This window comes from Bacillus sp. FJAT-27445 (assembly GCF_001510665.1).
Classification (GTDB): domain Bacteria; phylum Bacillota; class Bacilli; order Bacillales; family Cytobacillaceae; genus Bacillus_D.
In genome coordinates, this window is sequence record NZ_LMTI01000001.1 from 898912 (window position 1) to 917853 (window position 18942).

The window sequence follows — 18942 nt, forward strand, 5'->3', positions numbered from 1 at the left end:
TTTACTCCCCTTCATAAATCCCACTATTCAAGCTCTTCAAGCATTTCCTTTACCATCGCTTCAGCCATTTCTTGAATCTTATTTTCATCCTTTTCTGTCAAATACCCAGTTTTTTGGAACCATTCTTCTTTGCACTTCCATACAGGGATGTACCCGTTTGGAAAATAATCTTCTTCATTCTCTAGGCCAATTTCAATAAACGATTCATAGTCGTCATTAAAGCATTCACCTTCAGGCTGCTTTTTTCCTTTTTTCGAACGGATCAGTTCAAGGACCAATTTTTGTCCGAGGGCTGCAAATTCAGGCTGGTATCTGGTTTGTAATGCTTTGCATACTCTCTCGCACGCGCTTTCCAGATCCAAAATCACTTCTTTGAGCCTATCGTCAAAATGGATGATTTGCTTCAACAATTCTCACCCCGTTTTTACACTCTTGGTTCACCTGGGCGGCGTTTTAGCCGTCAGTTTCCCCTCTTGACAGATGAGGAACTATCTAAGCTCACATTTTATAGCATTTCCCTGCGACTTACAAACCTTTAGGCTTTTAGGCGCTTAAGCATGAACAAAACCCGGCTAACAAAGTAGCCGGGCCTAATTGTTATTTCAATTCCTTTTTCAATACCTCAATCGCTTTTTTAAGCTGAGGGTCATCTTTAATGATTTTTTCCTGGAGGAGTTCAATGATTCTTTGAGTGGTACTCCCAGTGACAGCGCCAGTTTCCGGAAGCTTATTTGCTGCCTGGAATGCTTTTACAGCATTTTCTGTTTTTTCATCGAAAAAGCCGTCTGTACTTCCCGGGCTAAACCCTAGTACCTCCAGCATTTGTTGAGCCGTTTTTACATCATTTGAAGAGCCACCTTTTTTCAGTTCAAGCTTTGGATCGAGATAAGGCAGGTTGTAATAGTCGGGGACGGCTACTTTGTGATCAGGTTCAATCCCCTTTTTGTGAATCCAGTTCCCGTGTGGTGTAAGCCATTTCGCTGTTGTGAATTTCACGTTTGATCCGTCCGGGAAATCCGCCACTGTCTGTACAGTTCCTTTGCCAAAGGATTTTTCGCCGACTAACGGAACATTCGCAGACTCTTTCACAGCCCCAGCAAGGATTTCAGAGGCACTCGCACTCCCACTGTCAATAAGGACAACAAGAGGAAAATCTGGGTTTCCTTCATTTTGAGACTTATATTCCTTGACGGTTCCATCCCGCTCTTCCACCTTGAATAGGAGCTTTCCCTCAGGGACGAACATGCTTGATATGGCTACCGCCTGTTCAAGAAGGCCACCGGGATTCTGGCGCAAATCAAGGATTAAGCCCTTCATTCCCTTTTCCTGGAGGCTATTCAATGTATCGACAAGTTCCTTAGATGTATTGGTAGAAAAAGTAGTAATCTGGACTTTGGCGATGCCATCGGCAACCATTTCCCCATGTACTGTTTCAATTGGAATCTCATCTCTAATGATTGGAACCTTAATCGTTCCTTCCACTCCAGACCGTTGGATGGTCAATTCGACCTTGGTACCCTTTTCTCCTCTAATCAGCATGACAGCCTGGGTGGAGGACATTCCCTGGATGCTTTTCCCATCGACCGATAGGACAATGTCCTTGGGCTTTAGGCCAGCTTTTTCAGCAGGGGAACCTTTTAGTGGAGAAACAATCATGATATGGCCGTCTTTCTCCTGAATTTCAGCCCCAATTCCCTCAAACGATGAAGAAACACTATGCTGGAATTGCTTGGCGTCCTCTTCGTCCATATAAGTGGAATAAGGATCATCTAATGCCTGAACCATGCCATTGATAGCACCATTGATGACTTTATCCTCATCAATGTCCTGAAAATAGCCTTTCTTCAAGGTATCATAGGCCTTGTATAGCTTCGCAAATTCATCCCGTTCGGAACTTCCCCCAATTATGACGGGATGGCTTACCTTACCGAACGATAGCGCAAAAGCTGTAATTCCTGATGCCATTACAACAAGGAATAGAAGAAGCATAATAAAATAAGGCATTTTCATCCGTATAATTGCAGTCTTCTTCTGTTGCCCTGCAGGCTGCTCCTGTTCCTGTACTGAATTTTGTTCGTCCACAGCTTTCACCACTTCCATTTTCCGTAAAAATAAAAATACAAACCTTATCAATTAGAATACCATTTTTTTAAAATAATGGACAAAGAAATATTCGTGAAAGATTACATAAACCGTTAAGTATCCCTGTATCCTTCAGGTAGTTTTTACAAAATCCTTCGTTTCCCCCTTAAAAGTGTAGAGACTTTCGAACACGTTTTTAACGAAAAACCAGGCGTAACCGATAACTTGATTGAACCGTGGTTTCTAAACAGAAAAGAAAAAGAAACCCGTACAAGGGTTCCATCTAAATTTTCTTCACCTGCTGGAAGAATTCCTCCAATGTCCAATTATTTTCATAAATAAACGTTGCAGCTTGGACCCCTACATAACGGAAATGCCATGGCTCGTACTGATACTGGGTAATGGATTCTTTTCCTTTTGGATAACGAAGGATGAACCCAAATTTGTGGGAGTTAGCAGCCAGCCATTTGCCTTCAGGGGTTTCTCCGAATTCCTCGGTTAGGTTAAGATTGGTCGATTTAGCCGCAATATCCATTGTAAGCCCTGTTTGATGCTCGCTCTGGCCTGGAAGAGCTACCGCCTGTGCAGCGATTTCAAGACCTGTTTTGCTTACTTCCGCATCAAATAAATCCTTCTGCCTATCATACGACCGATAACCGGAGACCGCAAAAAGCTCGATATTTTCCTCTTTCGCCTTTGCGAACATTTGCTCAATAGCCTTTCCAGCTTCTTGTCTAATCAGGCTTTTCTCTAAATCCTGTTCGCTAAAAGAAAATGCGATGTCTGGTTTTACCAAATCGTTCGGCCGATATCCACCGGGAAGAGAAAATTCCTTATTTACGAGCGCAAGGATATTATCGGGGTTTTGAATTTCTTTTTTCCCGCCCGCAACGGCAATTTGATTGAAATAGGCAGCCTCAAGTACCGGCCCCTCTTCAACGCTTGCATCTTGGTTCACAGCCAGATCTGCTTGTCCTTCATTATCGGACGTTGCTTTATCCTCGGGGCCAGATTGGCTTTCCGTGTTGATTTTATCTTTAAGAAAAGGAATTTTCCTAACAAGATCATCCACTTCGCTGCACCCTGCGAGAAGCATGCAGCTGCTGATAATCAGCAAAGTTTTTTTCATTTTTACCACCCATTGTCGACTTTTATAATATTTTGGTATCTGATTAGTAGTATAAGGCTCCTTTCCTGCCACGGCAAGGAGAGGCGGCTGTTTTTTTATATCTGCTGATAAGGGACATTATGGATATACCCTGTTTTTATTGGGAAATTCCGTTTTAAAAGATAAAAAAGGCCCTTCATTATGAAGAGCCTCTGTTTCAATGGAGCAAGTTCTATTCCTTGATGGCCGCTTCGAGGGCTACTTCAATCATTTCATTGAATGTCATTTGGCGTTCTTCGGCAGATGTCACTTCACCAGTAAGGATGTGGTCACTTACAGTCAGGACAGAAAGGGCCCTTCTGCCGTATTTTGCAGCAAGTGTGTACAACGCAGTGGTTTCCATTTCAAGCGCCAGGATTTGGTACTGGGCCAGCTTTTCGTGGTCGGCATTGTCATTGTAGAACAAATCAGCAGTAAAGACATTCCCTACTTTTAGGTTAAGGCCTTTTTGGACTCCCGCATCGTATGCATTTTTAAGAAGTTCGAAATTCGCAGTCGGGGCATAGTCAATGCCGCCAAAGTTCAGCCTGTTCATTTGGGAATCAGTGGAAGCTGTCATGGCCAGGATGACATCGCGGACTTTGACATCCTTTTGGATCGCCCCACATGTTCCTACCCTGATCAACGTTTTAACATCATAGCTTTCAATCAATTCATTGACATAGATGGATATGGATGGAATTCCCATACCAGTTCCCTGGACTGAAATCCTTTTTCCTTTATACGTTCCAGTGTAGCCAAACATATTCCTTACTTCGTTATAGCATTTTGCATCTTCAAGGAATGTTTCGGCAATATATTTCGCACGAAGAGGATCTCCCGGCAATAAAACCGTTTCGGCGATTTCATTTTCTTTTGCACTAATATGAATGCTCATTTTTTTTCCTCCTAAAACTAATTGTTAGATGTCTAACCACAGACCTTATCATACCACAATGAAAGTCAATATAAAAACTTTGCAAGGGAATGCTCCTCAAAAAAGTAGGAATATTAATAAGTGCCTGGACAACGGAAACGATCAGGCTATTTTCCAAGTTTTTCAGGAGGGGTTCTTATGGGAAAAAAGCACAGAAACCGCATCAATTCACCTAAGAAAAACAATCATATTCCGCCAGAGCAAATCGTGGCGGAGCATGAAGCCCATGCAAAGGAATATTCGGCAAAAAAACGCAAGAATACGTAAAAAAGGAGCTGCCTTGGGCTGCTCCTTTTGTCAAAACTATGAATACCGCTCAATGACTGCCTGAATTTTTTGGCGAGCAAGAGGAATGTCTGAAGAAGAAAGCAAAAGCCTGACATTCGATTCATCCGTTGATAGCGCTTCTGAAAGGAATCCACCAAGCCCCCTGGCACGGCGGTCAACCTGCATGAGCACTTCCACGGCCCCGCCATCACCCGGGAACAGGACAACTTCAAGTTCATCAAGCCGGCCCCTGAAACGCCCCGAAACGGGAACAAATTCAAACTCCTGGACAAATGGGAGCCTGCGCCTCATCCGGTAAGGTGCTTGCTCGCAATCCGCTTCCCTTAACCGGAAACCCATATCCTGGACGGCGGTTAAGATGGCGGACATTTCATTATTCGGAACTACCCTTACATAATCCGTATCAGTTGGGTCGACTGCATTTTTAATATCGAGCCCAGTCGATAGCCAAACCTTAGTCCTTCCGATTGTTACCGGGGTATCAAGCGGAAGCCTGAATGAGAAAGGAATGGCCTTTTTCTCGTTAGGGCTGATTTGAAACGGTTCGGCAATTTTAAAACGATCGATTGACGCAGTTACACTGTATTTTTTATCGCCCGACTCCTTTAGGTATGTAGTATTCAAGGATAGGAAGATGGAATCGATACTTTGCTCGATGCTGCCGCCGATTATTTCAACGATTCCCCTCACAGTTTCGCCTGGTACAAGCGTATCGTTTTCGAGCTTCGTATCAACCTTGGAACCCCCGATTCCTACGCTTGCCAAAACCTTGTTAAATAACGACATTGGTTTCATCCCCCTGAAAAATGATTTGTCCTATATCTGCCTTAATTTCTCCGCAACCAGTATATTCTCTGTCTATCAGTAATAGCCTCCTAAGAATCCCTCTGGCTTTAGAAGAGATCTTCAGTTCTTCTTCCCAGCTTTTTTCAGGCTGTCCTTCTGAGGCGGAATAACCTGAATATAGAAGAAACAGAAGGAAATGGCCCAGTCCATAAAAATCCGTCTGTCGGTTTTTCCCTTTTCGAAGTTTGTTATGGGTCCGTTCAGTAAAAGCTGCACTTTCCTCCTCCGTACAGGAGAGCCCGAAATCAAGTAAAGAGAGAGCATGTTGGTCCATCAGCACATTCGGGATTCGAATATCACGGTGGATGATTCCTTTGGCATGCAAATAGTCCAGAATATCCAGGAGCTTATATGCGATTACGAATGATTCCCTTTCACTGTACATTCGTCCTTCCTCGAAAATCAGCTGTTCAAAATTTTTCCCTTTCTTAAACTCCATTATAAAAAACGGAATGCCTTTATGGATACCGTTCCCATAAAAGGCGGGAATGCTCGGATGGCAAGCGAGCTGCATGAACTCCTGTTCCTTAAGGAAGCTTTGCCTTTCAGAGCGGGAAAACCGCTTATGAAGCCGCAATGTCTTTAAAGCGATTTCTTTCCCTTGAACTGTGTCAAACGCGAGATAGGTATGCCCATACCCGCCGGTGCCTAGCAACTTTATAATTTCATACTTGCCTTCAATTAACTCGCCTTTTTGCATAGGCTTTTCGAAAGCATTTGAACATGCCAGCAGGAAATTCTTGTACATAAATACCAGCCCAGCCGGTCAGCTGCTGAAAAAGCTGGAAAAGCTTTTCCCTTTTAGCTTTTTTTTATAATGATGATGGCCATAATGCCCATGTTTTTTATTTTTCATATGTTTCCAGGAATCGCTTGAGCTCATGAATGGACGACGCTTCTTTTTCGAGCCCAGCAACATTTTTAGCAATTTTTTCAGCATATTTTTTCCTCCTGTGGGTTGATGGGTAAGTATACGATTTTTAACTTGAATTGGTTTCATTTTTTGGGGTCCTCGGGAGTTTTTTTCATAAAAATACGGCCCTAATACATGCAGGCCGTATTGCCAATCTGTTCATTTCTCCTCATTGATAATGCTCTTTTCAAGGAGGTAATCGAAGGTAATGTCCGCAAGTTCCTCTATTTCTGCTTCAGAAGGTACGAATCCTCTTTTCAGGAGCTCCTGAAAGAAAAATTCCGCAATTTCTTCCGTATCAATAAACACTTCTATTTCTTTCATTCGCACCGCCTCCTTTTTAAAAAATGTATGAAGCATGAAAGCCTTTCATGCGTACCTTAGGGGTAAAACAGTGGCATTCTTAGGCGAAAGCCAGGAAGGGTAATTGTGAGGGAGCCGGGCAGCTTGATCAAACGTGCTTCTTCCCGTCATTTTTATGGAGGCTTTGGAGTTTTTTAAGGATCACCTCCATCACCTGTGAGTACTCGTGATCCCCAAAAAGTTGGTTCAAAATCCGATAGTCGTTATATATATCAAGGAGACGGTCAATGTAAAGCTTCCTCTCTTTCTTCCTTTCAAGCTCCTCCGTCTCTGGTCGTTTTCCAGGCTTTTCTGATGGTTTGGGTTTCCTAGCCTTTTCCTGCTTTGAAACGATTGATAAAAAGCCAAGCTTGCTGATGAACGTATCGGCATGCTCCGCCTCAGCCAGCAAAGTCAGCTCTTCCTCCCCGGCCTCGAGCCATTCGGCATCCTTTATCCTTGTCAGCTCGTAAATGATATCCTCCCATGCATCCTCTTTATACCGCCAAATTTCTGTCCGCACCCCTACAACCCGGAAAATATCATTTCCATATCCCTTCACATGGACGAGGTCGCCGAAGAAAAATTTATATTCAATATCCAGATGCTCCTGCTCAACCGGAGTTCCATCGTATTCCGATAGCAGCTGGAGCGAGGATTCTTTGTACAGTCCTTCGCTATGATTGACTTCGTAAACATAATGGCTGTCTACCCACTGAACGTCTGTTACCTTGCCGACTGTCCCATACATGAGGATAACCACAGTATCGCCAATTTTATACTTTGGTTTTTTCCTGTTCTCCATCACGTTCACCCCCCAACCGAGCCGCTAAATGATTACAATAGTATATGCACATGCTGTTTTTGCGCACACGGTGGTGAAAAGAAAAACGCCCTCCAAATTTTGGAGAGCGTAATACATTTATCTTTGTTCCGTAAGCACGTATTCCTGCCAAGCTTCATCGAATACGGCCATCGTTCTCAAATAATGGCCGTTCAATTCAAGGTATGCGGTTAACTCCCCATAGTCCTCTGAATGTTTCGGGAAACCATGGTCAAGGAAGGCGGAATTGGCAAATTCACTGATGTCATCCATTGGTTTTGGATGTCTGTATTTCATCAAAAAATGGTAGAACGATTTTCGCATTTGAAACCTCCTTGCTAATCTGGTTTATAAGTAGGACGATTGGTCGATTTCGAGTACAATTCTGCGTTCAGATACTGAAATGCTAGCCTTTGCGCCAACAGGGATCGTTGACATCGGCTGGGTATGCCCAAAATTAACATTCCCGATAATAGGAATCCCTTTTAATTCCGCTTTTGTTTTTAAGATGCTCCTTAGCGCTTCCTCGGTAACCTGGGAATCCTTCTGGAAACGCCCTATAAGAATCCCTTTAATCCCTTCAGCGCCAGGCTGATGGAGAAGCGATTGTAAATCACGGTCAAAGGTTAATGCATGGGATTCCATGTCGTCTTCTATAAAAAGAATTGAATCGGTTAGCGAAGGCATAAATTCAGTTCCCTGCAAGAGGTTCATCGTACACAAGTTCCCGCCAATTAAAGTGCCATCCGCACTTCCCTCCTGTATCGGCAGGAAACCGTTTTGTTTTATAAATGTCCTATTTTCCTGATCCCGGTACCATGGGTCATCGCTCCATGTATCTGAAGGTTCTAGTTCATAAGGAGCATCATTCGTAGCCGCCTCCAGAAAGGAAGCAAGCGTATAGTCCAATCCATGCTTAACCCCAAAACTCGAGAAATGCGGGCCGGAATAGGTGATAAGGCCAGTCTTTTTAAAAATAGCCAGGCTGAGGGCAGTAATGTCACTATATCCGCAAAATAGCTTAGGATTATTTTTAATTAATTCCCAATCAATAAACCTTAAGAGCTGATTCGAATTATATCCTCCGATAACGGTCAGGATTCCGGAAACATCAGGATCGGCGAATGCATCATGCAAATCTTCAATCCGCTTTTCTATCGACGAACTAAAAAACTCATCATGGCCGTGGACATGCTTGCCAAAGGATATTTGGAAACCTAGGCCCTCAAGCCTCGCGACCGCCAGCTTCACTTGTTCCCCTTTAATTAAATCCATGCTTCTTGATGGGGCAATCACCCTTATTTGATCCCCCGGCGCCAGCCTTTTTGGCAGCATCTCCATACCCCCATCCACTAAAATACCATTATCATATCAAAACTGTGAAATTGGTCAATTACTTTTAACCAATCGAGCGGATGAGGACTATTTAACGATGGGGGAAGTGAGATACAGGAATAACACCTGCCTTTTTTAGACTGGATGTCTACGTATAAAAATATATCGATCAATTTTTCGGGTTTATCGATTAATTTTTGGGGTTTATCGATTAATTATTTTCACATATCGATTAATTCCCGAAATAGCCTGCCGGAAACTAATAAAAATAGCCGCCGGACTTCCGGCAGCATGCAAAATCCTATTATATTGGAACCGCCTGAGTTTCAGAAGGAACCTTTTTTGTTTTTTCTAGAATATCCCTGGCAATCCACCCACCGCATGCGCTTGCCTGTGCAAGCCCCTTGGTGATTCCGGCTCCATCCCCGCCTACATACAAATATGAGATTTCTGTTTCCAACTTTTCCTTCGTTTTTGGCCTCGCCGAATAAAATTTCGCTTCAACACCATAAAAAGATAGTGTGCTCCGATGTTAGTCCCGGAGAAACGTGGTTCAGCGCTTCCGTCATTTCAATCAGGCTCTTCAGCGTGTTGTATGGAAGCACCAGCCCGAGGTCGCCGGGAACAGCTTCCTTTAACGTTGGTATGCATGATAAATTTCACTCAATTCAGTTATTAGTTAAATTTCATTAACCATGAGTAAATATATCCTTAAAAATAGTTTGCTTTTTAATGTTCGTATTTTTTAATTTAATAGTAAAAGCACCTCTTACCTGAAAGAGGTGCTTCATCTTAATATCCCCAGCAGGATGCGCCGATAATAATTAGCAGGATGAATAAGACAACAATCAATACAAAGTTATTCCTACAAAATCCAACAGGCGGTGCGCAAGCGGCAGCTACCGGCTGGGCATATCCACAATACCCTCCGTATCCATACATGTGATGTACCTCCCAGATTTAGTCCTCACCTCACTGTATGAATTGGGTGCTTGCCCCGTTTGGGCATTCGCCCAGGCTGCTAACCAAAGTACGTGCAATTTTATTAGAGCCTTCTTTTGGGAGTAATTTTATGAAAATAGGTACTTCCTCTTATTTTATTTCAGTACGATTAAGTTAAAATTACAGTAAGATTACAAGACACAGAAGAAGGTAGACAATATGAAAAAAACTTCAATTAAGATGCTCATAATCTCTATGGTCTTGCTTTCGGGATTATTCGGGCTCATTAACCATATAACATCAGCAAAAGAACCGCCTCAAGGCAAAGAAGGTTTTTATGAAAAAATTGCCCACGGGAAGGATTTCAATTACCTAGTTATTGGCGACAGCATTGGCAGAGGATCAGGTGCTGAGCACCCTGATGGTACATGGTTCGCCCTTTTGGAAAAACAATTGAAATCTGCCTACGGCTCAGCCGGCGATCGACATTCAATTGTCCAAAGCGGGGCTACAGCGTTTGAAGGGATCATTAAATACAGAAAGGAAAAACCGAGCGGACCAGTAGACCTTGTTTTCATTGTGTTCGGTGAGAACGATCGAAAATACATGGATGCTTCCCAATTTTCCTTTTTCTACGAACAGCTGATTAGATCAGTGAAAGTAGACCATCCACATGCGGAAATCATTACCTTTATCGAGAGCTGCCTTGTTGATGAGGCTTTTGCTGAAACCATTTCCGGCATTTCAGCCCACTACGGAGCAATAAATCTGGATATGCGGATACCTTTTAAAAAATCGGGCCTTGCCCCAAGCATGCTAACAAGGGATCTGGTTCACCCAAACCGGAAAGGCTATGAGCTGTATTCACGTGAGATAGTAAAGACTTTAGACAGCACTTTAAAATCTGGGAAGAAAACAATTCTTCCTTTACCGGCCCCTATTCATAATGGGTTATCCAAGGAATACTTTACGATTTGGCATCCAATAGGCTTTTCTGGTTTTGTGAAAACAGGGAATGGCTATTTCAGCCGTGAACAAAACAGTTTTATTGAATATGAGTTTCACGGGGAAACGGTTGGCTATACTGTGGAACGGGGACCCGAGGGCGGTGAAGTTGAAGTTTTTATTGACGGAAAATCGGTCGGGACGGTTTCGACTTGGTGGCCGTTTAAGAGGGAAAGAAATATTTACCTAGCTGGATCGCTTAGCAAAGGGCCACATAGCATCCGTTTTGTCCAGACAGGAAAAACCACCAATAACGGAAGCCAGAAAACAAAGCCCACAGTTCTGATTAAAGCGATTATCGCCGAGAAGGGTTCCTGACAGTTTGAAAATGGCCATCACAAGGCTATAATAGAGAAAAAACACCGGAGAGTGGCATGAAGACTTTATTGAAGAATTTTATTAACGGAATTATCACGATTGTCCCGATCATTATTGTTATCTATGTCATTTACAAAACATTTGTCTTTTTGGACAGCCTCCTTGGGAATTTCCTAAAGCCTTATATGAAGAATGATTATATTCCCGGTATCGGACTGCTGTTGACAGTTGGTCTCATCACCTTGCTCGGCTATCTATCAACCAAGTATATCTCAGGAAAGCTAATTGGATTGATCGACCGCCTGCTCGAGCGGATTCCGGTCGTCAAAACGATTTATTCCGTCATCAAGGACACGGTACAATCCTTCCTTGGCGAAAAAAAGTCTTTTTCTAAGGTCGCAGTGGTGACGATTCCCGGTACGGAGATGAAAAGCCTGGGCTTTATTACCTCCGAAGACCTGGAAAGCTTCTACAGCCCGCTCGGGGGCCATGTTGCGGTTTACGTCCCGCAGACCTTCCAGGTGGCCGGCTTCACCTTCCTCATACCGAAAGAGCAGGTTGAAATCATCGATGTAAAGCCGGAGGAAGCAATGAAATTCATACTGTCCGGCGGAATGGCTAATAAAGGAGTTCATTCCGGTTCCGCCCAAAAATAAAAAACCGCAGAAGCGGTTTTTTATTTTGCAGTAATTTTTATAAAAGGAGTCGTCCCGCGTTCTACATTCCCGGAGGCGAGGATTTCGATGTCCATGGCATCGCTGTTCGTAATGATCAAAGGCGTAACCGTGCTTTTCGCTTTCTCCGTCACTACTGCCATATCAAACGTAACTAGCTTGTCCCCTGCCTTTACCTTGTCCCCTTCACGTACGTGCGCGGTGAAGCCCTCGCCTTTCATTGAGACCGTTTCAAGCCCGATATGCAGCAGGATTTCCGCACCATTTGCCGCCTTGATCCCAACAGCGTGCTTTGTCGGGAATACCTGAATGATTTCACCATCCACAGGAGAGACGACAACGCCTTCAGTTGGTTCAACCGCCAGTCCATCCCCCATCATTTTCTGTGAAAAAACAGGATCATCGACATTTTCCAATAAAGTCGCCACTCCGGTTAAAGGTGCTACAAGCACAACCTCTTTCGTTTGTTCCTTTTTGCCAAATAGCTTTTTAAACATCACAATCATCCTTTCAAATGATTTTTAACATCACTACTCTATTCCCTTAATTTCAGAGGGTTAACTAAACAAAATTATAACGAAATAATCCCAAGAAACAAAACAAGTCGCCTTTTGGGAAGATTTTTCCTATTGAAGGCTCCGCTGGAGAAGAAAATTCAACCAGAATTCCGTGTGTAATTTCCTGAATTTTTAGATAGAGGCGAATCCGAGGGAAAAACGGGGCGAATTCATTCAATAACGGGGTGAATCATTGAAATAATAGGGCGAATATAGCCTCTATTTTCTCTTCAGTGATTTGATTGCGAAAAAATTAAGCCAAATTTACAAATTAGATCGACTTTAAGGTAGCATTTCAAACAGAAATAATCGTTTTTACATAAAAAGAGGCCTGAATCCAGGCCTCATTAGCTATTTTTTCTTGGTCTTGATTTGTTTGTGGATGGCTTTCCATTGCTTCTTTTCCTCAGATTGAGCTCGTTTATCTGCCTTCCGCTCAATATAGGCAAGTTCTCTCTGCAGCTTGTTGTAGCTTGAAAGCCTTTCTTCTGGAAGGTCGCCGTTCGAGATCGCTTCCCGCACCGCGCAGCCGGGTTCATCCGTGTGCCGGCAATCCCTGAACCTGCAGGCGGCAGACAATTCTTCAATATCGGAAAAGGCACCCGCCAATCCATCCTGGCTTTCCCACAATTGCAGCTCCCTCATTCCGGGAGTGTCAATCAGGACAGCCCCGCCAGGCAATAGGACAAGCTCCCGATGGGTTGTCGTATGGCGGCCTTTGTCATCATCTTCCCTTATTTCTTTGACCGCTTGCTTGTTTTCACCAAGCAAGGTATTGGTTAACGTTGATTTCCCAACGCCCGAGGAACCTAACAAGGCGACCGTTTTTCCTTCACCAAGATACGGTTTCAACTTTTCAAGCCCTTCATTCATTTCCGCGCTAACAGGAATAACAGGTACCCCAAGTGCCACAGACTCAACCGCGGCCACTTTTTCCTCAACATCCTCGCATAAATCTGCCTTACTCAGTATGATTACAGGATTTGCACCACTTTCCCAAGCCAGCAGTAAATACCTTTCAATCCGGCGCAAATTCAAATCATCGTTCAAGCTGTTTACTAGGAAAACTGTTTCGACGTTCGCAGCAATAATTTGCTCCTCAGCTGTATTGCCGGCTGCCTTCCTCGAAAACTTGCTGAACCTTGGAAGAATGGAATGGATGGTTCCAGTGCCCTCCTCTTTTCTGGATGAAAGAATGACCCAGTCACCTACAGCAGGGAAATCCTCCCTCCTGCTAGCCGCAAACGCGAATTTTCCCGATACCTCGCAAAGCAGCTCGCCTTCATCGGTCCATACCCTGTACATATGTTTATGTTCGAGGGCAACCCTCCCAAGGACGCACTCCTTTTTCGGAAAATTGGCCAATTCCATCTTCATTTCTTCTTTATACCCTATCATTGTTAAATTCACTGTTTTTCCCCCTAAAAATAAATAAACCGCAGGCATACACAGCCGCGGTTTGCTTTTAGGGAAAAAACGGACAGACTGATCCCTTTGCCTAAATAACCGTACGGGCTGTGCAAGAGTCGACAACAATAGAAACAATGCTCATTTTTCTCATTACACTTCACCCGCCTTTTCATAAGATGGTTTTAGTATATGCAATTCTTTTTAAAAAGTAAACAAAATTGTTTCCACCATTTGCATAATATTCGTAAACTCCCCATACGTATAGGTCGAAGGAACAGGAAACGGGGTGCTTTTTTTGCCAGATAAGAGCAACGCGGTTTGGAATTTCATTAAACAGGAGCCAATGGGGCGTGGAATCGGAAGGGTATTCCATGCGAATCCTTCACTAGGGGCGATTGATATATTAATTAATGGGCTGAGGCTAGTAAAAAGCCTTTCTTTTAAAGACAGAAGCCTTTCGGTAGCACTTCCTCCAGGTTGGTGCCAGATTGATGTTTTTTTTAATGGAACCTGGATTGGGACAAGCGAACTGAATGTGGAACAGGACCACGAATATTTTATTGCAGTAACAGGCAATTCTGCCGAAGTAGACATTTTCATTTGCCGAAGTGATACTCCAATCCCGCATGGAGAAGCGGTTGCTAGATTCGTTCATTTGGCCCCTAAGCTTGGAAAGGCCGATCTTTCCGTTCACAAAGGCGATGTTGTTTTTCCCGGGCTTCAGTACCTAAATGTGACAGAGCCCCTTGCCCTTACACCGTTTACCGTGGATCTTGAAGCAAGGGCGGACGGCACAAAGGATATCCTCCTGGCGATGCCTAACGTCCATTTTGAACGAGATACCGCCTACCTCGTTTGTATCGTTGGGAATGGGCAAAGCTTAGAAGCTGTTTTCCTAAAAGAAAAATGAGCGCCCTTTTTTAAGGGCACTCAATTATTTTACGGGGACAAGCAGAGTGAACGAGATATCATCTTTCTCCAGGTCAAATGTATTCGCCTTGATTTTCGTATCGCTTTTCAACTTCAGCTGTTGCATATGGACATGGATTTCCCGGTCATCCGGACGGATTTCGACCCCTCTTGGGAGCTTGTAGCTCTTCCGGATAAAATCGAGCACGTAAGGAACAGGAAGCCGCAGCTGGCCAACTGATATCGATTTTTGCTTTAACAGCAAATCGCCATTTTCCTGGGCTTCCGGCACAAAGGTCAGCTTCATGTTCAACGCCTGGCTGAAGAATGGTACAGTGCCATACAGCTCGACCTCATCATTTACCTGAACCTTGTAATCAACCGGTGTATCGGCAACTTCCTTTTCAAGATAATGGTTAACCAATTTGTTCACATCATCCCTATTCGTCCGAATCACGAAACCAACCATTTCCCCATCATTAATCTCGGCCTGCTCCTTTTTCATCCCATCCGGAGGGACCATAGCCAGGATGGCAATTCCTACTATCGCAGCTAAAACGAATCCCAATAATACAAAAAATGCAGTTTTCCATCTATTTTTCATTAAAACTCTCCCTCATCATCCTTGCGGGCGGATTTTTTTGCGAATGCCGGCAACGCATCGTCCTCAAGCGTCTCATACACTCGCTCAGCAATTAATTGATACCCCTTATCGTTCGGATGAAACTGGTCATCGAACAACAGGCTTTCATCCCCATCCCTGAACAAGTCACTAATTTCCACAAAATACGTTTCTGGATACTGGGACAACAATGCTTTTTCACTTTCGTTCCAATCGGAAACGATTTGATCCAGTTCCACAACCTCCGGAAACCACTGCATAAATGGATTGTAAATTCCAATGAGAACCACTGTTGCACCAGGGTTTTCAGACCTGATCACTTGAATGATTTGGTCGAGGCGCTTCAAGTATGAACGCTCCTCTTTTTTAAAATCTTTTATCTGCATGTTCAGGATATTGCTTCTGGCAACCTTCATGACATCGTTTCCGCCAATGGTAATGACGACCATATCCGCTTTTCTAATCCCGGCAATCACTTTTTTTTGCTGAAGACGGGCGAGCAGCTGGTCACTTCTTGTCCCTTTTATGCCGTAATTCACAATATTCGCTTCTTTAATGCCTTTTTCTTTTTCAAGTAGCTGCTTTAAATAGGGGAGATATCCGCCTGTCTGCGTACTGTCGCCAACCCCTTCGGTCAGGGAATCCCCTATCGCTGTGACTGAAAGCTTACGTGGGAAAAAATCATTAGGAATAGTTTTTTCCGTATCGATCTCAATTTTTTTTAAAACATGGCGGTCAGGGCTGTTTTCTGCCTGGCATGAAGCGAGTAGCAATACTGCTAGGAATAGCGCTATAAGTGTCTTCCACATGATTTCCCACCTCCTCTTAGAGTCTATGACAGGATAGAAAAAAGCCCAAAAAAGGGCTTATTGCAAAATTTTAATATCTTCTAAAATAGTATCATACGGGACATCATTTACCCCGGAATAATACTTTTTCACAAGACCGTCTTTACCTACCAAGAAAAAGGTTGTTCCGTGGATGACCTGGTCCCCTTCCTTAGGCTTTTTGACGATAGTCTTGAAGTCTTTCACAGCAAACTGTTCAATCTCCTCCTGCTCAAATCCTGTCAGGAAATCCCAATTCTTATAATCAACTTCGAACTTTTCCCCATATTCCTTTAACACTTCAGGAGTGTCAATTTCCGGATCGACACTGAACGAAATAAAGTGGATGTTATCGATTCCCTCCGCTTTCGACTTCCTTTGGATTTCAGCCATATTGGCCGTCATCGGCGGACAGACTGTGTCACACTCGGTAAAAATAAAATCAGCCATCCAAACCTTTCCTTTAAGGTCCTCTAGACCCAATGGATTGCCTTCCTGATTTGTATACGTAAACTCCTCAATCGGCCAATCATGGGCGCCTTGCAGTTCTTTTTTGCCACAGGCCGATAAAAGCAAAACCGAGGCGGCAATCGCTAGGAAAATAATTTTTAATTTCAATGATTTCACCATCACTTTTCGATGTTATTCGTGAATAGTTTAACAAACTAGCGGTGAAGTTGGAAGGGATACGCTCCGCAATTCCTTTTAAATTCTTACTGTTTAGGTGACTGTTTTTTCCAACGAAAAGGAACCGGCAGCCAAATGGCCGGCCGGCCTCTGAATCGAGAATTCTATCGCAAATCGGGACTTTTTATTCAAAATAATACATGAGTGCAATCGCGCCTGGCCCTGTATGAGTACTGACTGTCGAGTTCGTATAATCCGTTTCGATCCCCTCAAAACCGGTCAGCTCAAAAATTTGTTCCTTAAGTTTTTCAGCCAGTTCTACTGCGCCAGCATGGGCAATACCTGCCCCTTTAACGGTTTTGCCTTTCACGTCCTCAGCAAACTGCTTTGCAAGATATTTTACGACCTGTGCATGGCTTCGGACCTTAGCGACAGGGGTGTATTCGGCTCCTTCAAGGGAAGCGATCGGCTTGATGTTCAGAAGCGAACCAAGAAACGCCTTCCCTTTTCCAATCCGGCCGCCCTTAACCAAATTTTCAAGCGTATCGACCATGATGTACAGCTTTGTATTATCCCTGATACCATCAAGCCGGGCGAGGATTTCTGCCATCGTTTTTCCTTCAGCAGCCATTTCCGCGGCTTCTCTCACCTGAAAGCCGAGCGCCTTGGAAATGAATTTCGAATCAAGCACTGTCACCTTTGCTTTCGACATCGATGCCGCACTTTCTGCGGAGCGGACAGTTCCACTCATTTTACCAGTCATATGTAACGAAAGGACTTCAAAGCCTTCATCAGCCAGGCGGTCATATACCTCTAGAAAAGAGCCGGCGGACGGCTGAGAGCTTTTTGGCAGCTCAGACGACTGTTTCATTTTACCCAAAAAGGTTACCGGGTCAATATCGACTCCATCCAGGTATGTTTCCCCGCCAACCGAAATAGCAAGCGGTACAACTTCAATTCCATACTGTGAAACAACATTTTGCGGCATATCCATTGTTGAATCGGTTACAATTTTTATTTTCGCCAAACCTTTCACTTCCCTGCTTATGCACTTAGTTCCTATTATACCAATTCGCCATTCAGCAACAAATAAAAAGGGACCGGTTTCCCGGCCCCAAACCATTACGCATTGTTCTTTAGCTCACCAGTCTTGAAAAGCTGCTCATAATCAGGCCATCTCAAAGCCCGTTTTAAATAATCCCTAAAGGAATAACACTTTCTTGGATGCTTTTCACCATAAATCGAAGTAATGAATGTTTGCAAACGGAATCGGATCATTAAACTATAAGGGTTACCTTCTTTCAATACAGGAATCTCCACAATTTTAACCTTCTGTCCAACAGCATTTTTGAACTCTAGGCTTTTAAATAACAAAATATCAATCCTCTTTTTCTCCCGTTTGGTTATATTATACCTTAATTCATGCTCGAAATGTGTCTGATTATGCTCAGATTTCCTAATTTTTTTTGCGCACTGGTGCCAAAAAGTCACACATACTCCCGCTCAGTGGAAAGGCTTCCCACTTTTGGATACCCAGCAGACATATACTCAAGTCGGCCTGGAACGCCCCTGCATTCCGGCGCCTGCAAATTCACCCGCGTAATATCAGCCCCGCACACAGGACACAGCCAAGTCCCGGTTTCACAGCTGCTAAATGATGGCTTAGTGCACTCGGTACATACTTTTTTGTACATCCCCCAACTCTCCCTTATCGTTAACTCCATACCTTTGTGCTAATAGATATGTATTTTAATAAAAAAAAGACCCTGATTACTCTTTTCCCAATCAGGATCTGTTTAAACACTTAACAGTAATTTATTTTTCGGGTAAGACTCAGAGCTTTTTCACTTTTTAGATTATTGTGTATTCAATAATTTTTTCTAAAATTCACCATGCTTCTTTAATTCCTGCCACTTACCGTTCTCATCCATATATTCGACATACAACCAGCCTGGTTCATCATATTTAACATTTTTCTTCTCCAAAACTTTTACATCGAAGTTAAGGCTCGTTACTCCTGGTCTTGCTTCGCTTTGTGCAAAAGGAGTTTCCGAAACTCCACTTTCAGTTTTGCTATCTGTTTTAAATGTATAACGGAATACAACATCAAATTCATTTTCGTTCACAATTTTGAACGGTATAATTCCATTAGCTTTATTATGCGACTCGGTAATCCAATCAAGTTTTTGTTTATCTACCTTCAATGGAGTTTCGGCGACAATCCTGCCAATAACACGATCGAAGTTGGCATAAGCACTAGTTTCAACAGCCAAACCAGCTGCAGCAATATCAGCTTTAGCAGTATCTTCTAGACCCTTGATAAGATCATCGAGCTGTT

General features: G+C 43.4%; 24 protein-coding genes and 1 pseudogene. 4 read left to right on the forward strand and 21 right to left on the reverse strand.

Annotated features, from left to right (window positions below; genetic code table 11):
- Window positions 1-23: 23 nt before the first annotated feature.
- The 4 genes from AR337_RS04490 to deoD all read right to left on the reverse strand — a co-directional run bounded on the left by AR337_RS04490 (window position 24) and on the right by deoD (window position 4127).
- Complete coding sequence (locus AR337_RS04490; RefSeq protein ID WP_059170786.1) at window positions 24-407, reverse strand: hypothetical protein; 384 nt, start codon at window positions 405-407, stop codon at window positions 24-26.
- A 190-nt stretch (window positions 408-597) separates the two neighbouring features.
- Window positions 598-2100 (reverse strand): S41 family peptidase, encoded by a 1503-nt coding sequence (locus AR337_RS04495; protein ID WP_059170859.1) that lies wholly within the window; start codon window positions 2098-2100, stop codon window positions 598-600.
- Between the two features lie 265 nt (window positions 2101-2365).
- A complete protein-coding gene (locus AR337_RS04500; RefSeq protein WP_059170787.1) occupies window positions 2366-3211 on the reverse strand; it encodes a D-alanyl-D-alanine carboxypeptidase family protein in 846 nt (281 codons plus the stop codon).
- Between the two features lie 211 nt (window positions 3212-3422).
- Window positions 3423-4127 (reverse strand): purine-nucleoside phosphorylase, encoded by a 705-nt coding sequence (deoD, locus tag AR337_RS04505; protein ID WP_059170788.1) that lies wholly within the window; start codon window positions 4125-4127, stop codon window positions 3423-3425.
- Window positions 4128-4304: 177 nt separating this feature from the next.
- Between deoD and AR337_RS23910 the strand changes: the two genes are divergently transcribed.
- Window positions 4305-4433, forward strand: coding sequence for a hypothetical protein (locus AR337_RS23910; RefSeq protein WP_301335704.1), 129 nt, complete (start codon window positions 4305-4307; stop codon window positions 4431-4433).
- Window positions 4434-4469: 36 nt separating this feature from the next.
- Here the strand turns inward: AR337_RS23910 and AR337_RS04510 are convergent, their stop codons facing one another.
- The 9 genes and pseudogenes from AR337_RS04510 to AR337_RS22595 all read right to left on the reverse strand — a co-directional run bounded on the left by AR337_RS04510 (window position 4470) and on the right by AR337_RS22595 (window position 9655).
- Window positions 4470-5240: a sporulation protein gene (locus AR337_RS04510; protein ID WP_059170789.1), complete on the reverse strand. Its 771-nt coding sequence runs from the start codon at window positions 5238-5240 to the stop codon at window positions 4470-4472.
- On the reverse strand, window positions 5227-6048 hold the full coding sequence (locus AR337_RS04515) for a protein kinase (RefSeq protein ID WP_059170790.1): 822 nt from the start codon (window positions 6046-6048) through the stop codon (window positions 5227-5229). The genes AR337_RS04510 and AR337_RS04515 overlap by 14 nt, the downstream gene beginning before the upstream one ends.
- A gap of 18 nt (window positions 6049-6066) precedes the next feature.
- Complete coding sequence (locus tag AR337_RS23450) at window positions 6067-6240, reverse strand: hypothetical protein (RefSeq protein WP_172797500.1); 174 nt, start codon at window positions 6238-6240, stop codon at window positions 6067-6069.
- A 132-nt stretch (window positions 6241-6372) separates the two neighbouring features.
- Entirely contained in the window at window positions 6373-6537 is a 165-nt protein-coding gene (locus AR337_RS22585; protein ID WP_082686827.1) for a YozD family protein, read from the reverse strand.
- 127 nt (window positions 6538-6664) lie between these two features.
- Complete coding sequence (locus AR337_RS04520) at window positions 6665-7360, reverse strand: hypothetical protein (protein WP_059170791.1); 696 nt, start codon at window positions 7358-7360, stop codon at window positions 6665-6667.
- A 117-nt stretch (window positions 7361-7477) separates the two neighbouring features.
- Window positions 7478-7702, reverse strand: a complete 225-nt coding sequence (locus AR337_RS04525; protein WP_059170792.1) for a YozE family protein — start codon at window positions 7700-7702, stop codon at window positions 7478-7480.
- 24 nt (window positions 7703-7726) lie between these two features.
- Complete coding sequence (locus tag AR337_RS04530; protein ID WP_059170793.1) at window positions 7727-8713, reverse strand: S66 peptidase family protein; 987 nt, start codon at window positions 8711-8713, stop codon at window positions 7727-7729.
- A 304-nt stretch (window positions 8714-9017) separates the two neighbouring features.
- A pseudogene (locus AR337_RS22590) lies at window positions 9018-9357 on the reverse strand (FAD-dependent oxidoreductase); the annotation flags it as partial.
- A 148-nt stretch (window positions 9358-9505) separates the two neighbouring features.
- On the reverse strand, window positions 9506-9655 hold the full coding sequence (locus tag AR337_RS22595; protein ID WP_082686828.1) for a YjcZ family sporulation protein: 150 nt from the start codon (window positions 9653-9655) through the stop codon (window positions 9506-9508).
- A 219-nt stretch (window positions 9656-9874) separates the two neighbouring features.
- Between AR337_RS22595 and AR337_RS04535 the strand changes: the two genes are divergently transcribed.
- The gene (locus AR337_RS04535) at window positions 9875-10978 is read left to right on the forward strand and encodes an SGNH/GDSL hydrolase family protein (protein ID WP_059170794.1); all 1104 of its coding nucleotides are present in this window, start codon (window positions 9875-9877) and stop codon (window positions 10976-10978) included.
- A gap of 56 nt (window positions 10979-11034) precedes the next feature.
- Window positions 11035-11634 (forward strand): DUF502 domain-containing protein, encoded by a 600-nt coding sequence (locus AR337_RS04540; protein ID WP_059170795.1) that lies wholly within the window; start codon window positions 11035-11037, stop codon window positions 11632-11634.
- 20 nt (window positions 11635-11654) lie between these two features.
- Here AR337_RS04540 and AR337_RS04545 read toward each other — a convergent pair whose 3' ends face one another.
- A complete protein-coding gene (locus tag AR337_RS04545; RefSeq protein ID WP_059170796.1) occupies window positions 11655-12149 on the reverse strand; it encodes a PTS glucose transporter subunit IIA in 495 nt (164 codons plus the stop codon).
- 411 nt (window positions 12150-12560) lie between these two features.
- A complete protein-coding gene (rsgA, locus tag AR337_RS04550) occupies window positions 12561-13586 on the reverse strand; it encodes a ribosome small subunit-dependent GTPase A (protein WP_253701508.1) in 1026 nt (341 codons plus the stop codon).
- A 328-nt stretch (window positions 13587-13914) separates the two neighbouring features.
- Here rsgA and AR337_RS04555 point away from each other — a divergent pair, with 328 nt between their 5' ends.
- Complete coding sequence (locus AR337_RS04555) at window positions 13915-14529, forward strand: DUF4397 domain-containing protein (RefSeq protein WP_059170797.1); 615 nt, start codon at window positions 13915-13917, stop codon at window positions 14527-14529.
- A gap of 24 nt (window positions 14530-14553) precedes the next feature.
- On the opposite strand, the gene AR337_RS04560 is transcribed toward AR337_RS04555, so the two are convergent.
- The 6 genes from AR337_RS04560 to AR337_RS23455 form a co-directional block, all read right to left on the reverse strand.
- Window positions 14554-15132, reverse strand: coding sequence for a YpmS family protein (locus AR337_RS04560; protein WP_059170798.1), 579 nt, complete (start codon window positions 15130-15132; stop codon window positions 14554-14556).
- Window positions 15132-15959: an SGNH/GDSL hydrolase family protein gene (locus AR337_RS04565; RefSeq protein WP_059170799.1), complete on the reverse strand. Its 828-nt coding sequence runs from the start codon at window positions 15957-15959 to the stop codon at window positions 15132-15134. The genes AR337_RS04560 and AR337_RS04565 overlap by 1 nt, the downstream gene beginning before the upstream one ends.
- Before the next feature lie 57 nt (window positions 15960-16016).
- Entirely contained in the window at window positions 16017-16595 is a 579-nt protein-coding gene (locus tag AR337_RS04570; RefSeq protein ID WP_059170800.1) for an SCO family protein, read from the reverse strand.
- Window positions 16596-16788: 193 nt separating this feature from the next.
- A complete protein-coding gene (locus tag AR337_RS04575; RefSeq protein WP_059170861.1) occupies window positions 16789-17631 on the reverse strand; it encodes a DegV family protein in 843 nt (280 codons plus the stop codon).
- Between the two features lie 95 nt (window positions 17632-17726).
- Window positions 17727-17978, reverse strand: a complete 252-nt coding sequence (locus AR337_RS04580) for a DUF2535 family protein (protein ID WP_059170862.1) — start codon at window positions 17976-17978, stop codon at window positions 17727-17729.
- Between the two features lie 506 nt (window positions 17979-18484).
- Window positions 18485-18942, reverse strand: a 458-nt coding sequence (locus tag AR337_RS23455; protein WP_172797502.1) for a hypothetical protein, incomplete at its 5' end; no start/stop codon positions are given.

What these genes read in the sequence shown, in the direction of transcription:
- AR337_RS04495 (WP_059170859.1), bottom strand. Translation starts at nt 2,100, where the DNA reads ATGGAAGTGGTGAAAGCTGTGGACGAACAAAATTCAGTACAGGAACAG.
- AR337_RS04500 (WP_059170787.1), bottom strand. Translation starts at nt 3,211, where the DNA reads ATGAAAAAAACTTTGCTGATTATCAGCAGCTGCATGCTTCTCGCAGGG.
- deoD (WP_059170788.1), bottom strand. Translation starts at nt 4,127, where the DNA reads ATGAGCATTCATATTAGTGCAAAAGAAAATGAAATCGCCGAAACGGTT.
- AR337_RS23910 (WP_301335704.1), top strand. Translation starts at nt 4,305, where the DNA reads ATGGGAAAAAAGCACAGAAACCGCATCAATTCACCTAAGAAAAACAAT.
- AR337_RS04510 (WP_059170789.1), bottom strand. Translation starts at nt 5,240, where the DNA reads ATGTCGTTATTTAACAAGGTTTTGGCAAGCGTAGGAATCGGGGGTTCC.
- AR337_RS04515 (WP_059170790.1), bottom strand. Translation starts at nt 6,048, where the DNA reads ATGTACAAGAATTTCCTGCTGGCATGTTCAAATGCTTTCGAAAAGCCT.
- AR337_RS23450 (WP_172797500.1), bottom strand. Translation starts at nt 6,240, where the DNA reads ATGCTGAAAAAATTGCTAAAAATGTTGCTGGGCTCGAAAAAGAAGCGT.
- AR337_RS22585 (WP_082686827.1), bottom strand. Translation starts at nt 6,537, where the DNA reads ATGAAAGAAATAGAAGTGTTTATTGATACGGAAGAAATTGCGGAATTT.
- AR337_RS04520 (WP_059170791.1), bottom strand. Translation starts at nt 7,360, where the DNA reads ATGGAGAACAGGAAAAAACCAAAGTATAAAATTGGCGATACTGTGGTT.
- AR337_RS04525 (WP_059170792.1), bottom strand. Translation starts at nt 7,702, where the DNA reads ATGCGAAAATCGTTCTACCATTTTTTGATGAAATACAGACATCCAAAA.
- AR337_RS04530 (WP_059170793.1), bottom strand. Translation starts at nt 8,713, where the DNA reads ATGCTGCCAAAAAGGCTGGCGCCGGGGGATCAAATAAGGGTGATTGCC.
- AR337_RS22595 (WP_082686828.1), bottom strand. Translation starts at nt 9,655, where the DNA reads ATGTATGGATACGGAGGGTATTGTGGATATGCCCAGCCGGTAGCTGCC.
- AR337_RS04535 (WP_059170794.1), top strand. Translation starts at nt 9,875, where the DNA reads ATGAAAAAAACTTCAATTAAGATGCTCATAATCTCTATGGTCTTGCTT.
- AR337_RS04540 (WP_059170795.1), top strand. Translation starts at nt 11,035, where the DNA reads ATGAAGACTTTATTGAAGAATTTTATTAACGGAATTATCACGATTGTC.
- AR337_RS04545 (WP_059170796.1), bottom strand. Translation starts at nt 12,149, where the DNA reads ATGTTTAAAAAGCTATTTGGCAAAAAGGAACAAACGAAAGAGGTTGTG.
- rsgA (WP_253701508.1), bottom strand. Translation starts at nt 13,586, where the DNA reads ATGAAGATGGAATTGGCCAATTTTCCGAAAAAGGAGTGCGTCCTTGGG.
- AR337_RS04560 (WP_059170798.1), bottom strand. Translation starts at nt 15,132, where the DNA reads ATGAAAAATAGATGGAAAACTGCATTTTTTGTATTATTGGGATTCGTT.
- AR337_RS04565 (WP_059170799.1), bottom strand. Translation starts at nt 15,959, where the DNA reads ATGTGGAAGACACTTATAGCGCTATTCCTAGCAGTATTGCTACTCGCT.